General features: G+C 68.3%; 12 protein-coding genes. 3 read left to right on the top strand and 9 right to left on the bottom strand.

The features are described 5' to 3' along the window. Positions 1–149: 149 nt before the first annotated feature. Entirely contained in the window at positions 150–1,601 is a 1,452-nt protein-coding gene (locus ACIRRA_RS10970) for an NAD-dependent succinate-semialdehyde dehydrogenase (RefSeq protein ID WP_402766082.1), read from the top strand. Here the strand turns inward: ACIRRA_RS10970 and ACIRRA_RS10965 are convergent. Together ACIRRA_RS10965 and ACIRRA_RS10960 are read right to left on the bottom strand one after the other, a co-directional pair. Then, a complete protein-coding gene (locus ACIRRA_RS10965; RefSeq protein WP_402766079.1) occupies positions 1,598–1,744 on the bottom strand; it encodes a hypothetical protein in 147 nt (48 codons plus the stop codon). The two genes, ACIRRA_RS10970 and ACIRRA_RS10965, sit on opposite strands and share 4 nt — an antisense overlap. A 232-nt stretch (positions 1,745–1,976) precedes the next feature. Continuing rightward, positions 1,977–2,282 carry a chorismate mutase gene (locus tag ACIRRA_RS10960; protein ID WP_354836317.1) on the bottom strand — a complete coding sequence of 102 codons (306 nt, stop codon included), beginning with the start codon at positions 2,280–2,282 and terminating at the stop codon, positions 1,977–1,979. Positions 2,283–2,624: 342 nt separating this feature from the next. On the opposite strand from ACIRRA_RS10960, the gene pcrA reads away from it, so the two are divergent. Further along, the gene (gene pcrA / locus ACIRRA_RS10955) at positions 2,625–5,090 is read left to right on the top strand and encodes a DNA helicase PcrA (RefSeq protein ID WP_402766076.1); all 2,466 of its coding nucleotides are present in this window, start codon (positions 2,625–2,627) and stop codon (positions 5,088–5,090) included. Here pcrA and ACIRRA_RS10950 read toward each other — a convergent pair whose 3' ends face one another. From ACIRRA_RS10950 to ACIRRA_RS10935, 4 genes are all read right to left on the bottom strand, one after another. Then, complete coding sequence (locus tag ACIRRA_RS10950) at positions 5,091–5,330, bottom strand: hypothetical protein (protein ID WP_402766074.1); 240 nt, start codon at positions 5,328–5,330, stop codon at positions 5,091–5,093. Then, a complete protein-coding gene (locus ACIRRA_RS10945; protein WP_402766072.1) occupies positions 5,327–6,931 on the bottom strand; it encodes a cytochrome bc complex cytochrome b subunit in 1,605 nt (534 codons plus the stop codon). Before ACIRRA_RS10945 ends, ACIRRA_RS10950 begins: the two co-directional genes overlap by 4 nt. A gap of 80 nt (positions 6,932–7,011) precedes the next feature. Beyond that, positions 7,012–8,394 (bottom strand): DUF1731 domain-containing protein, encoded by a 1,383-nt coding sequence (locus ACIRRA_RS10940; protein ID WP_402766069.1) that lies wholly within the window; start codon positions 8,392–8,394, stop codon positions 7,012–7,014. Between the two features lie 79 nt (positions 8,395–8,473). Further along, positions 8,474–8,950, bottom strand: a complete 477-nt coding sequence (locus ACIRRA_RS10935) for a hypothetical protein (protein WP_356995361.1) — start codon at positions 8,948–8,950, stop codon at positions 8,474–8,476. Between the two features lie 190 nt (positions 8,951–9,140). Between ACIRRA_RS10935 and ACIRRA_RS10930 the strand changes: the two genes are divergently transcribed. Beyond that, positions 9,141–9,545, top strand: coding sequence for a DUF3224 domain-containing protein (locus ACIRRA_RS10930; RefSeq protein WP_402766066.1), 405 nt, complete (start codon positions 9,141–9,143; stop codon positions 9,543–9,545). Between the two features lie 62 nt (positions 9,546–9,607). Here ACIRRA_RS10930 and ACIRRA_RS10925 read toward each other — a convergent pair whose 3' ends face one another. From ACIRRA_RS10925 to ACIRRA_RS10915, 3 genes are all read right to left on the bottom strand, one after another. Further along, positions 9,608–10,030: a type II toxin-antitoxin system VapC family toxin gene (locus ACIRRA_RS10925; protein ID WP_402766063.1), complete on the bottom strand. Its 423-nt coding sequence runs from the start codon at positions 10,028–10,030 to the stop codon at positions 9,608–9,610. Continuing rightward, positions 10,027–10,347, bottom strand: coding sequence for a type II toxin-antitoxin system Phd/YefM family antitoxin (locus tag ACIRRA_RS10920; RefSeq protein WP_402766061.1), 321 nt, complete (start codon positions 10,345–10,347; stop codon positions 10,027–10,029). The genes ACIRRA_RS10925 and ACIRRA_RS10920 overlap by 4 nt, the downstream gene beginning before the upstream one ends. Before the next feature lie 89 nt (positions 10,348–10,436). Next, positions 10,437–12,059, bottom strand: a complete 1,623-nt coding sequence (locus ACIRRA_RS10915) for an acyl-CoA dehydrogenase family protein (RefSeq protein WP_402766058.1) — start codon at positions 12,057–12,059, stop codon at positions 10,437–10,439. Between the last annotated feature and the right edge of the window lie 12 nt (positions 12,060–12,071).

The following is a 12,071-nucleotide window of genomic DNA, read 5'->3' as shown; positions in this document are numbered from 1 at the left end:
CCTCCTCCGCTCCTCCGCTTCGCTCCCCCGCTCCGTCAGTCCAGAATCGAGACGGCCGCGAACCTCTCAGGTGAGCGAATGAGTGCTGGTTGCAAACAGACACGGCCCGATTCAGGCAAGCGGGTCGGGGTCCGTCCTAGGCTGGCTTCATGGTGTCTGCGAGCGAACTACTCTCGTCCATTCCCACGCATCTCTGGATCGGCGGACCGGTGGAGGCCACCGGCGGCGCGACCTTCCCCGTGCACAATCCGGCCACGGGTGAGGTCATCGCCCGGGTCGCCGACGCGACGCCCGAGGACGCGGTGCGCGCCCTCGACGCGGCCGCGGCCGTGCAGGCCGAATGGGCCGCGACCCCGGCCCGGCAGCGCGGGGAGATCCTGCGCGCGGTGTTCGAGGCGATCACCGCGCGGGCCGAGGAGTTCGCCCTGCTCATGACCCTCGAAATGGGTAAGGCCCTGCCGGAGAGCCGCAATGAGGTCCGCTACGGCGCGGAGTTCTTCCGCTGGTTCAGTGAGGAGGCGGTCCGCATTCACGGCCGCTACCAGCCCGCCCCGGCCGGGACCGGGCGAATCCTGGTGCACAAGCAGCCCGTCGGCCCGTGCCTTGCCATCACGCCCTGGAACTTCCCGCTGGCCATGGGCACCCGCAAGATCGGCCCGGCGCTGGCGGCGGGCTGCACCATGATCGTGAAGCCCGCGGGCGAGACCCCGCTGACCATGCTGCTGCTGGCCCAACTCTGCAGCGAGGCCGGCCTGCCCGACGGCGTGCTGTCGGTCATCACCACCTCGCACTCGGGCGCGGTCACCGCGCCGCTGCTGAACGACCCGCGGCTGCGCAAACTGACCTTCACCGGTTCCACGCCGGTCGGCAAGAAGCTGGTCGAGCAGTCCGCGCACGGCCTGCTGCGCACCTCGATGGAGCTCGGTGGCAATGCCCCGTTCGTGGTCTTCGACGATGCCGACCTGGATGCCGCCGTGCAGGGCGCGCTGCTGGCCAAACTGCGCAACGGCGGTGAGGCGTGCACCGCGGCCAACCGCTTCCACGTCCAGAATTCGGTTCGCCAGGAATTCACCGGCAAGCTGGTGGCGGCCATGGCGGAGTACAAGCTCGGCGATGGCGTGGACCCGGACACCACGCTGGGCCCGCTCATCAACGAGAACCAGCTCGACACCGTGAGCGAGCTGGTCGACGACGCGGTGTCGGCGGGCGCGCAGGTGAAGCTGGGTGGCAAGGCCCCCGGAGGCCCGGGCTGGTTCTATCCGGCCACAGTGCTCACCGATATCCCGGCGCAGGCCCGCATCCTGCGCGAGGAGGTGTTCGGCCCGGTCGCCCCGATTGTCGGCTTCGACACCGAGGAGCAGGGCCTGGCCGCGGCCAACAACACCGAATTCGGCCTGGTCTCATACGTTTACACGCGCAGTCTGGACCGGGCGCTGCGAGTGGCCGAGGGCCTGGAGACCGGCATGGTCGGGGTCAATCGGGGCGTCATCTCCGATCCGGCCGCGCCCTTCGGCGGCGTGAAGGAATCCGGTTTCGGCCGTGAGGGCGGCTTCGAGGGCATCGAGGAATACCTCGACACCAAATACATCGCCCTGCCCTAGACGGCCACGGCGAGACCGTTCAGCACCGAGTCCCGTGCCAGCGCCCAGCGCCGGTCCACGGATTCGGTGGTGTCGCCGAGGCGTCGCGCTGCCTCGGCGGAGGGCAAGACGGTGGCCACGGCCTCGACCAGCCTGCTCGTCATCGGCGGCTGAGCTCCGAACAAGACAAAACCGCCCCGGGGCCGAAACACCCGGGGCGGTCTAGGGGAGCTGCATCCGTGACACGCATGCAGCGCGGTCTGTGCGGTGCCGCACTTCGCGACGCACCGCATGTTGTATCGAGCATGCGATGCCCGGCGTTAACGGGCCATGCCGAACGCGGCAGGTCCGGGGGTTCAGGGGCGCAGCAGGTCCCCGAGAGTCTTACGAGAGTCGTCAGTGCCCGAGACGGCCGCGGCCCAGGCGCAGCAGCAACATCGCCAGGGTGTGACCCTCCTGACCCAGCTCGCTGAATCGCTCCAGCACCTTCATCTCGCGGGAGTGGACGAGCTTGGGCCCGCCGTTCGCCATGCGCGTTCGCCCGATGATGCGCGAGACCTCGGTGCGGCGCTTGATAGCGGCGAGGATTTCGGCGTCCAGCTTGTCGATTTCCAAGCGCAGCTTGTCGATCTCAGCCTCGGAGGGCAGGGCGGAGTCCGAGCCGGTGGCAGACTCGGAATGTCCCGTCGTCGAGATGCTCATTCTTCAACTCCTCGTGGTCCAGAACGTCGATCGGCGGGTGGACCCAACCTGTTACCGATCGGTTCTTCACCAAGAATCAGACCTGTTGGCCATACATTGTCCCTTGGGACTGCACAACATTGTCCCCCCGGGATCGGGCTCAGGTGCAATGCGTCGCCTTGGAGCCGGTCATGGGACGAGTGTGCCACGCATAGGGACCTATGCAAAACAGGTACGTTTGTGAATCTCCTGAGTTTCCCGACCAGGTGCGGTTCACCGGATGTTCGCCGGACCGGCACTTATCGGACACCTGTGCGATCCGCCCCGCCGCCTGTCGGTGCGCGCCGGTAGCGTGGATGGGCGATGAATACGACGGTGGCACAGGACAAGCAGAACACCGAGCAAGCGCGGGGAGGCGAAGCGCTGCTCGAGGGATTGAACCTGCAACAGCGCGCCGCGGTGATGCACACCGGCACCCCGCTGCTGATCGTGGCCGGGGCCGGGTCGGGAAAGACCGCGGTCCTCACCCGTCGCATCGCCTATCTGCTCGACGCCCGCGGGGTGCGGCCCGGCGAGGTGCTGGCCATCACCTTCACCAACAAGGCCGCCGCTGAGATGCGCGAGCGGGTGGCCGGGCTGGTCGGCCCGCGCGCGGCCGGCATGTGGGTATCCACCTTCCACTCCAGCTGCGTGCGCATCCTGCGCACCCAGGCGTCGCTGCTGGCGGGGCTGAACTCCAACTTCTCCATCTACGACGCGGACGATTCCCGGCGGCTGCTGGGCATGATCATTCGCGACTTCGAGATCGACGCGAAGAAGTACTCGCCGCGCCTGCTGGCCACCGCCATCTCGAATCTCAAGAACGAGCTCATCGACCCGCCGCAGGCCGCGGCCGACGCCGAGACCGAGGACAGCGAGCTGCCGCGCATCGTGGCCCGGGTCTACGACGAGTACCAGCGGCGGCTGCGCGCGGCCAATGCCCTCGACTTCGACGATCTGATCGGTGAGACGGTGTCGCTGCTGCAGCGGCATCCGCAGGTCGCCGAGTACTACCGGCGGCGCTTCCGGCACGTGCTGGTCGACGAGTACCAGGACACCAACCACGCGCAGTACGTGCTGGTGCGTGAACTGGTGGGCCACCATCGGGGCGGGCGGGGTGACGATGCCGCTTCCGAGGATCGGGTGCCGCCCTCGGAGCTGTGCGTGGTGGGTGACGCGGACCAGTCCATCTATGCCTTCCGAGGCGCCACCATCCGCAATATCGAGGAGTTCGAGCGCGACTTCCCGGATGCGGAAACCATTCTGCTGGAACAGAACTACCGCTCCACCCAGTACATTCTGACCGCCGCCAACGCGGTGATCGCCCGCAACGAGGGCCGCCGCGAGAAGAAGCTGTGGACCGATCAGGGCGACGGCGATCTGATCGTCGGCTATGTGGCCGACAACGAGCACGACGAGGCCTCGTTCGTGGCCCGCGAGATCGACAGGCTGGTGGATCAGGGCGACGCCAACTACGCGGATGTGGCGGTCTTCTACCGCACCAACAACAATTCGCGGGCGCTGGAGGAGATCTTCATCCGCATGGGGCTGCCCTACAAGGTGGTCGGCGGGGTGCGCTTCTATGAGCGCAAGGAGGTTCGCGACATCGTGGCCTACCTGCGTGTCCTGGAGAACCCGGATGACGCGGTGAGCCTGCGGCGGGTGCTCAACACCCCGCGCCGCGGCATCGGCGACCGCGCGGAGGCCTGCGTGGCCGTGCACGCCGAGCAGCGGAATATCGGCTTCGCGCAGGCGCTCCGGGACGCCGCCGCGGGCAAGGTGGCCCTGCTCAACAGCCGCTCGCAGCGGGCCATCGCCGGATTCCTGGAGCTGCTGGAGGAGATCCGGGCGGCGGGCGCGCAGGCAGACATGGACTTCCCGGATGTGGGTTCGGTGGTGGAAGCGGTGCTGGACCGCACCGGCTATCGCGCCGAGCTGGAGGCCTCCGACGATCCGCAGGACGGCGCGCGCCTGGACAACCTCAACGAATTGGTCAGCGTCGCACGCGAATTCAGTTCCGAGGCGCGCAACAATGTGGAGGCCGCGAGGGCCGAGGGCATCCTGCCCGAGCAGGCCGAGGGCGAACCGGAGCCGGGTTCGCTGGCGGCGTTCCTGGAGCGGGTCTCGCTGGTGGCCGATGCGGACCAGATTCCCGAAGAGGGTTCGGGCGTGGTCACGTTGATGACCCTGCACACCGCCAAGGGCCTGGAGTTCCCGGTCGTGTTCGTGACCGGCTGGGAGGACGGCCAGTTCCCGCACATGCGCGCCCTGGGCGATCCGACGGAGCTACAGGAGGAGCGCCGACTGGCGTATGTGGGCATCACGCGCGCCCGCAAGCGCCTATATCTGACCCGGGCCGTGGTCCGTTCGGGCTGGGGGCAGCCGGTGTCCAATCCGGAATCCCGCTTCCTGCAAGAGATTCCGGGTCATCTCATGGATTGGCGGCGGCTGGAGCCCGCCCCCTCGCAGACTTCGCGCGGGTTGCGCCGGCGCGGCGAAGACGAAGGGCTGGAACGGGATTGGACCCGCGGTGACGGCTGGTCGGAGCCCCGCCCCGGTCTGCGCGATCGCGGCGAGCGGCGGCCCGCGCCGGCCGCCTCGGGGGTCAAGCGCAACAACACCGGGCTGGTGCTGGCCGTCGGCGACCGCGTCAACGACGACAAGTACGGCCTGGGCCGGGTGATCGCCGCCGAGGGCTTCGGCTCGCTGGCGACGGTCACCATCGACTTCGGCACGGCCGGCAAGATCCGGCTGATCCCGCAGTACAGCCGGACCCTGACCAAGCTCTGATCAGCTGGTGTGGCGGCTGAGGACGTCGTAGGCGCGTACGGCGTCCTCGGGAAAGACCAGGATTCGGAAGCGGTCCCTGATGTTTCGCCAGCGGTGGATGCTCGCCCGGCCCATGGTGGCGCGCACCCCGTGGCTGTGCAGCAGCTGCCGGACGGCGCGCGCGGACTGCATGTCGTAGACGGTGGCGGCTGGCACCAGCAGCCCGTATTCCTCGTCGTCGGTGCGTGTCCGGAGTTTCATCCTCGACTCCCGTTGTCCTGCTTGGCTTTCAGCATGGTGAGCTGTGCCTGTTCCTCATCATGATGCTGGGCGGTGAGGAGCGCGCGCTCGTCGGGTGGGTCGGCGGTGAGGAACCCGCCGGGTCCCGGTTTGCCCGCGGAGCCGAGCTTGCTCATCTTCTTCGGGACGGCCGCGCCCTGGTACTCCAGGGGAATCGGATGGCCGTGCCGGTCCACCGGCCCGAGCGATTGGTGCACCTCGATGTACTCGCCGTGCGGCAGCCGCTTGATGATGCCGGTCTCGATACCGTGCTCGAGCACCGCCCGATCGCTGCGCTGCAGGCCCAGGCAGAACCGGTAGGCCACGGCGTAGGCCAGCGGCGGCAAGGTCAGCAGCGCGATCCGGAAGAACCAGGTGGTCGCGTTGAGGGAGACGTCGAACTTCAGCGCGATGATGTCGTTCACGCAGGCGAAGGTGAGCACCAGATAGAAGGCGATGGCCATGGCTCCGATCGCGGTGCGCACCGGCACATCTCGCGGCCGCTGCAGCAGATTGTGGTGCGCGGTGTCCTTGGTCAGCCGCTTCTCGATCCACGGGTACAGGGGGATCACCGCCAGCACGATGCCCATCACCACCGCCACCCAGAAGGGCGCGGGAATGGTGTAGCGGCCCAGGTAGATCTCCCAGGGCGGCATGAGCCGGGCCAGGCCGTCGGTCCACATCATGTAGAAGTCGGGCTGGGATCCGGCCGACACCTGGGCGGGGTTGTAGGGCCCCAGATTCCAGATCGGGTTGATCTGGAACAGCCCACCCATGAGCGCGACGGTGGCCAGGGTGAACGCGAAGAACGCGCCCTGGTCCAGGGAGAACACCGGAACGATGCGCGCGCCCACCACATTTCGCTCGGTACGGGCGGGGCCGGGGAACTGGGTGTGCTTCTGGTACCAGACGAGTGCGATGTGAGCGCCGATGAGCGCCAGCATGATTCCCGGGAACAGCAGCACGTGGGTGATGTAGAGCCGTGGGATCAGGACGGTCCCGGGGAATTCCCCGCCGAAGAGGAAGAAGTGGATCCAGGTGCCCACCACCGGGACCGCCATGGTGATGCCGCCCAGCGGTGACCGCAGGCCGGTGCCGGAGAGCAGATCGTCGGGCAGTGAGTAGCCGAAGTAGCCCTCGAACATGGCCAGGATCAGCAGGACCGCGCCGATCACCCAGGTGGCCTCGCGGGGTTTGCGGAAGGCGCCGGTGAAGAACACCCGGAACATGTGGATGATGATCGACGCCGCGAACAGCAGGGCGGCCCAGTGGTGGACCTGCCGTACGAACAGCCCGCCGCGCACGTCGAAGGAGATGTCCAGGACGCTGCGGTAGGCGGCCGACATCTGGACGCCCCGCAGTGGCTGGTAGCTGCCGTTGTAGGTCACCTCGGTCATGGACGGCTCGAAGTAGAGCGTCAGGTAGACCCCGGACAGCAGCAGGATGATGAAGCTGTACAGCGCGATCTCCCCGAGCAGGAACGACCAGTGGGTCGGGAAGACCTTGTTGATGGAGCGTTTCAGGCCCGCGGCGAGGTGATACCGCTGGTCGGCGGCATCGGCGCGGTTCGCGGTGGCGTTCATGAACATGAGACGCCGGAGCGGGCCGAAACGTGACACCCGGATCGAGTGATTGTCCCAGATCACATCTCGGGGCCGCCGGGTCAGCGCGGCAGCAGGTCCGACAGCGCCTCGTCGAGGGTCGGGTAGCGGAAGCGGAACCCGCTGTGCCGCAGCACCTCCGAGGTGGCGTGCCGGCCGGTCAGCCCGAGCGCCGGATCGGTGCGCAGGAAGACCGCGCCCACGGTGAGGGCGGCCGCGGGGGTGGGCGGCGACCACGGGCGGCGCAACTGCCTGCGCAGGGTGGCCATGAGCTCCTTGTTGCGCACCGGGAAGTCAGTGGCCGCGACCACCACGCCGGTGGGCAGGCCGACTCGCGGGTCCAGGCCCAGCCCGGCGCGCACGATGGCCAGCCAGTCCTCGACGTGGATCCAGCTGAACCACTGCCGGCCGCTGCCGACACTGCCGCCCAGGCCCGTCTTGGTCAGGCCCACCAGTCGCCGCAGCGCGGGGGCGTCCGGGTCCAGCACGATGGAGGTGCGCAGGATGGTCCAGTGCGTGGCATTGGCGCCCTCGAAGGCCGCTTCCCAGGGTGCGGCCACGCCGGTCATCTGGGGCAGGCCGGGCTCGGGCAGGGGTGTGCCCTCGGTGCAGCGGAGTTCTCCGGCGTCGCCCCAGATGGCGGTGGTGCTCGCCTGGATCCAGTAGTCGACGGGCCGATCCAGTGTCTTGGACGCCTCCACCAGCGCGCGGGTGGAATCGACGCGGCTGCGGCGCAATTCGGCGATATTGCGGGCGGTCGGGCGGCAGTCGACGAGCTTGCCGGCGAGGTTGATCACCGCGGTGCGGCCCGGATTGCGGAGGGCGTCGGCCCACGCGCCGACGGTGCGGCCGTCCCACTCGTATTGCGGGTAGGGCAGTTCCAGCGCGGCGCGCCGGGTGAGGACGACGACCCGCTGGCCCCGGCAGGTGAGGTCGGCGGCCAGGGTGCGGCCGAGGGCGCCGGTGCCGCCGGCGATCACGACGGTGAGCGCGTCCGCGGCGGGCCGCAGTCCGGCCAGCTGGGCCAGGCGGGTGAAGCAGGTGTGGGTGTCGGTCTGCAGCAGGTCCCCGACGACCTTGCGCATGACCGCGGCCGAGGCGCCGGTGAAGGTGAGCTGCTGGCGGAGTTCGGTGCCACCGTCACGCGGGGTCAGCACCCAGCGCAGTCGCATGGTGCCCGCGGGTTCGGGTTGTTCCAGGGTGATTTCGCGGTCAGGTACGAAGGTGGAGACGACGAACGGTTTCGCGAGCCGCCCGTGCACGGTCTCGGTGACGCGCCCGCGCGGCAGATAGTCGCCGGTGACGCCCGCCGCGGGTGTACCGTGCAGCGTCACCGCGGTGATGGCGGGATTCCACTCGGGCCAGCGGGCGGGATCGCCGAGCACGGCCCACAGCTGCTGCGGCGGGACGGCGATCCACTGGGTGTACGTCGTTGTACGAGGCATATTTCCGACGCTATTACCGGCGGGCTGCGGCGGGAAGCGTGGTCTTGGTCGCAGCCCGCGCGGTGTCGTCGGGCGGGTGTCAGCCGATGCTGGTCTGGGTGCCGAGGGTGAAGGTATGGCCGTGCGAGGTGCAGGTCATGCCGTTACCGTGCGGACGCCCGCCGAGGCAGGTCGCGCCCGCGTAGTCGAACTGGGTGCCGGCGTACACGTTTCCGGGCGGGCGCGGCACGTCCCAGAGCTGGCGGGCATTCGGATTGCCGTGCTGGCCGCCGAGGCCGAAGGTCGGGTGGGCGGGCAGGAAGGAGCCGTCGATCACGATGTCGGAGATGGGAATCAGGCCCCACAATTTGTTGCCCTGGCCGAGATCGCAGGCGACATCGCCATTCGCGTGAATGGCGCACTGGGTGGCGAATTCATTGAAATACAGGGTGTCGCCCACCAGGAAATCCGAGTTGTCCGCCTCGATCACACCCGAGTCCGCCGAGGCGGCGCCGGTGCCGAGGATTGTGAGCGCGACCGCTGCCATCGCACTGCCGATAACACTACGCACGTTCATGATGATCGACACTAGAGCATCGGAACCCCTTGACACCACCGCGAATTCGCGTGTTTCACAATTCGGGCATCGATTAACGAGACTTCTCGATCCACCCCGATTCGCCACTTGATGAACGTCCCCGCACCGCCTGAAGGTGGAGGACGACAGTCGCGCGCCGCGGGCGCATTCCGAGGAACAGAGGCATGTGATGAGCGAGAAGATTCGCGTCGAAGGCACCATCACGGTGCACAAATACGAGCCGGTTCCCTACGACGAGCCCGAGCAGGGTCCGGTACTCACCCGAATTCACGTGGAGGAGAGCTTCTCCGGCGGCATCGAGGGCGACGGTGTGGTGGAATTCCTCCAGTCCTCCACCCCCGACGGCGCCGCCAGTTTCGTTGGCATCGAGCGGATCACCGGCTCGGTGGACGGCAAGTCCGGCACCTTCCTCCTGCAGGACGCGGGCACGGTCGCGGACAATATCGTCAGCGGCGAGTGGTTCGTGGTCCCCGGCTCCGGCACCGGCGACCTGACCGGACTGCGCGGCGAGGGCGGGTTCAAGGCCAATCTCGGTGAGGGCGCGCAGGTCTGGCTCGACTACTGGTTCGACTGATGCCAGGGGCGGCTATCGACCGCCGCCCCCAGCCATGACCTTGTCGGGGAGGAAATCCAGGGTCAACGATTGTCCGGGCGGGCGACCTTCTGGACCTCCACCAATCCGGTCAGGCCGGAGAAGTCGTCGGGATTGACCGTGAACAACGGCAATCCGTGTACCGACGCGATGGCCGCGATCATCAGATCCACCCGGCGTGGCTTCGGGTTCCGACCGGATGCGAGCACTGACGCGACGATGTGCCCGAATCGCCGCGCGGCGCGGGCGTCGAACGGCAGCGGCTCGAACAGGGCCTCTACATTCTGGAGGCGCTCGATCCGCCGGGCCCGTTCGCCCGGATCGGTCGCGAAATGCGGTCCCGCCGCCAGTTCGGCCATGATCACCGCGCACACGAGCAGCTCGCCGGGCAGCTCATCCGCATCGAGAGACTCGAGCAGGATGAGCACGTTGGTATCGACGAGCCCCCGGTCTCGTGCCGGCGTCATTCGTCGCGCCGGTCGGCGAATTCCCCACGGCGATAGGCGCGGTCGTACGGGTCGTACAGCGAATCGTCGATGGACGCCTCCGAATTTCCGGCCGATATCGTTGCAGTACTTGACAATCCACTGAACGCGGCAACAGCTTCGGCGAGCGGGACCGCCGAACGACGCCTCGGATTTCGGTGTGGAACAAGATCCGCGACAGGGGTTCCATCGACCGTGATGGTGTACGAACGCCCGGCGCGGACCTCACGAAGTACGCGGCTCGCGTCGTTCCGCAGTTCCCGCTGGGGGATCTCCGGAAGCTCCGCTGGACTCGTCATATATCCACGATACGAGATTGACTACACCGCCGCTACGACTTCGCTACGGATGCGACGGGTGTCGGCCGGATCCGGCAGCCGGAGCTGGCTCAGTCGACGTAGGCGCGTTGAATGATCGCCTCGGTGTCCACGCCGGTCGGCAGCGTGCCGAAGGCGATGCCCCAGTCGCCGCCGAACCTGGTGGCGCAGAAGGCGTCCGCGACGGCTTGGTGGCCGTGCCGCACCAGCTGTGCGCCCTGCAGCACCAGCGCCATCAGCTCGACCACCCGGCGCGCGCGGTACTCGATATCGGCGAAGTCGGTGAGCTCCTTGCCGATTCGGTCGATGGCCTCGTCCAGGTGGCGGTTGGCGCCGCGGGCCAGGTTCACCTCGGTGAAGAATGCCTCGACCGTCTCCGGCTGCCGCCCCATGGCGCGCAGCGCGTCCAGCGCGGCCACATTGCCCGAGCCCTCCCAGATGGACATGAGCGGTGCCTCGCGGTACAGCCGCGGCATGCCGGACTCCTCGGCATAACCGTTGCCGCCGAAGCATTCCAGCGCCTCGGCCGCGTGCGCGGGGGCGCGCTTGCACACCCAGTACTTGGTGACCGCCAGCGCGATGCGGCGCAGTGCCGCCTCGGCGGGATCGGAGTCGGCGCGGTCGGTGGCTCCGGCCAGGCGCATCATGATGGTGGTCGCGGCATCGGATTCGATCACCAGGTCCGCCAGCACATTCCGCATGGCGGGCTGGTCGACGAGGTACTTGCCGAACACCTGGCGATGCCGGGCGTGATGGGTGGCGTAGACGGCCCCGGCGCGCATGCCGGTGGCCGAGCCGATCACACAGTCCAGCCGGGTCATGTTGACCATCTCGATAATGGTCTTCACGCCCGCGCCCTCCGCGCCGACCAGCCAGCCGATGGCGTTCTCGTACTCCAGTTCCGAGGAGGCATTGGACTTGTTGCCCAGCTTGTCCTTGAGCCGCTGGATGCGCAGCGCGTTGCGGGTGCCGTCGGGCAGCACCCGGGGCAGCAGGAAACAGGACAGGCCGCCCGGCGCCTGGGCCAGGGTCAGGAACATGTCGCCCATGGGGTGCGAGGTGAACCACTTGTGGCCGACGATGCGGTAGGTGCCGTCGGCGAGCGGGGTGGCCGTGGTGGTGTTGGCGCGGACGTCGGAGCCGCCCTGCTTCTCGGTCATGGACATGCCCGCGATGAGACCGGCCTTGCTGGACGGCTCGCGCAAGCCGAAGTCATAGACGCGGGAGGCCAGCAGCGGCTCGAACTTCGCGGCCAGTTCGGGATTGTGGCGCAGCGCCGGCACCACGGCGTAGGTCATGGAGATCGGGCACATGTGCCCGGCGTCGGCCAGGCCCCAGGTGAAGAACTTGGCGGCGCGGGCCGCGTGCGCGCCGGACCGGTCGTCCTGCCAGGGCGAACCGTGCAGGCCGTGCGACACCGCGGTGTCCATGAGGTTGTGCCAGTACGGGTGGAACTCCACCTCGTCGATGCGGTTGCCGTAGCGGTCGTGGGTGTGCAGGATCGGCGGGTTCTCGTTGGCCAGCCGGCCCCACTCCTGCGCGGCCGCGCCGCCCGCGAGCACGCCCAGCTCCCGCACCTCGGCCTCGGCCCAGCCCGCACCCTCCCGGTGCAGGCCCTCGAGCAGCGCGGGATTGCGCGAATTGTCGAAGGGGACGATGGGCGGCACCTGGTTGAAGACGTCGTGCGTGTGCATGGCGGGTGGCTC

Origin of the sequence: Nocardia sp. NPDC101769, assembly GCF_044766925.1 — a bacterium.
Taxonomy (GTDB): Bacteria; Actinomycetota; Actinomycetes; order Mycobacteriales; family Mycobacteriaceae; genus Nocardia.
This window is presented reverse-complemented; position numbering and strand designations above follow the sequence as displayed.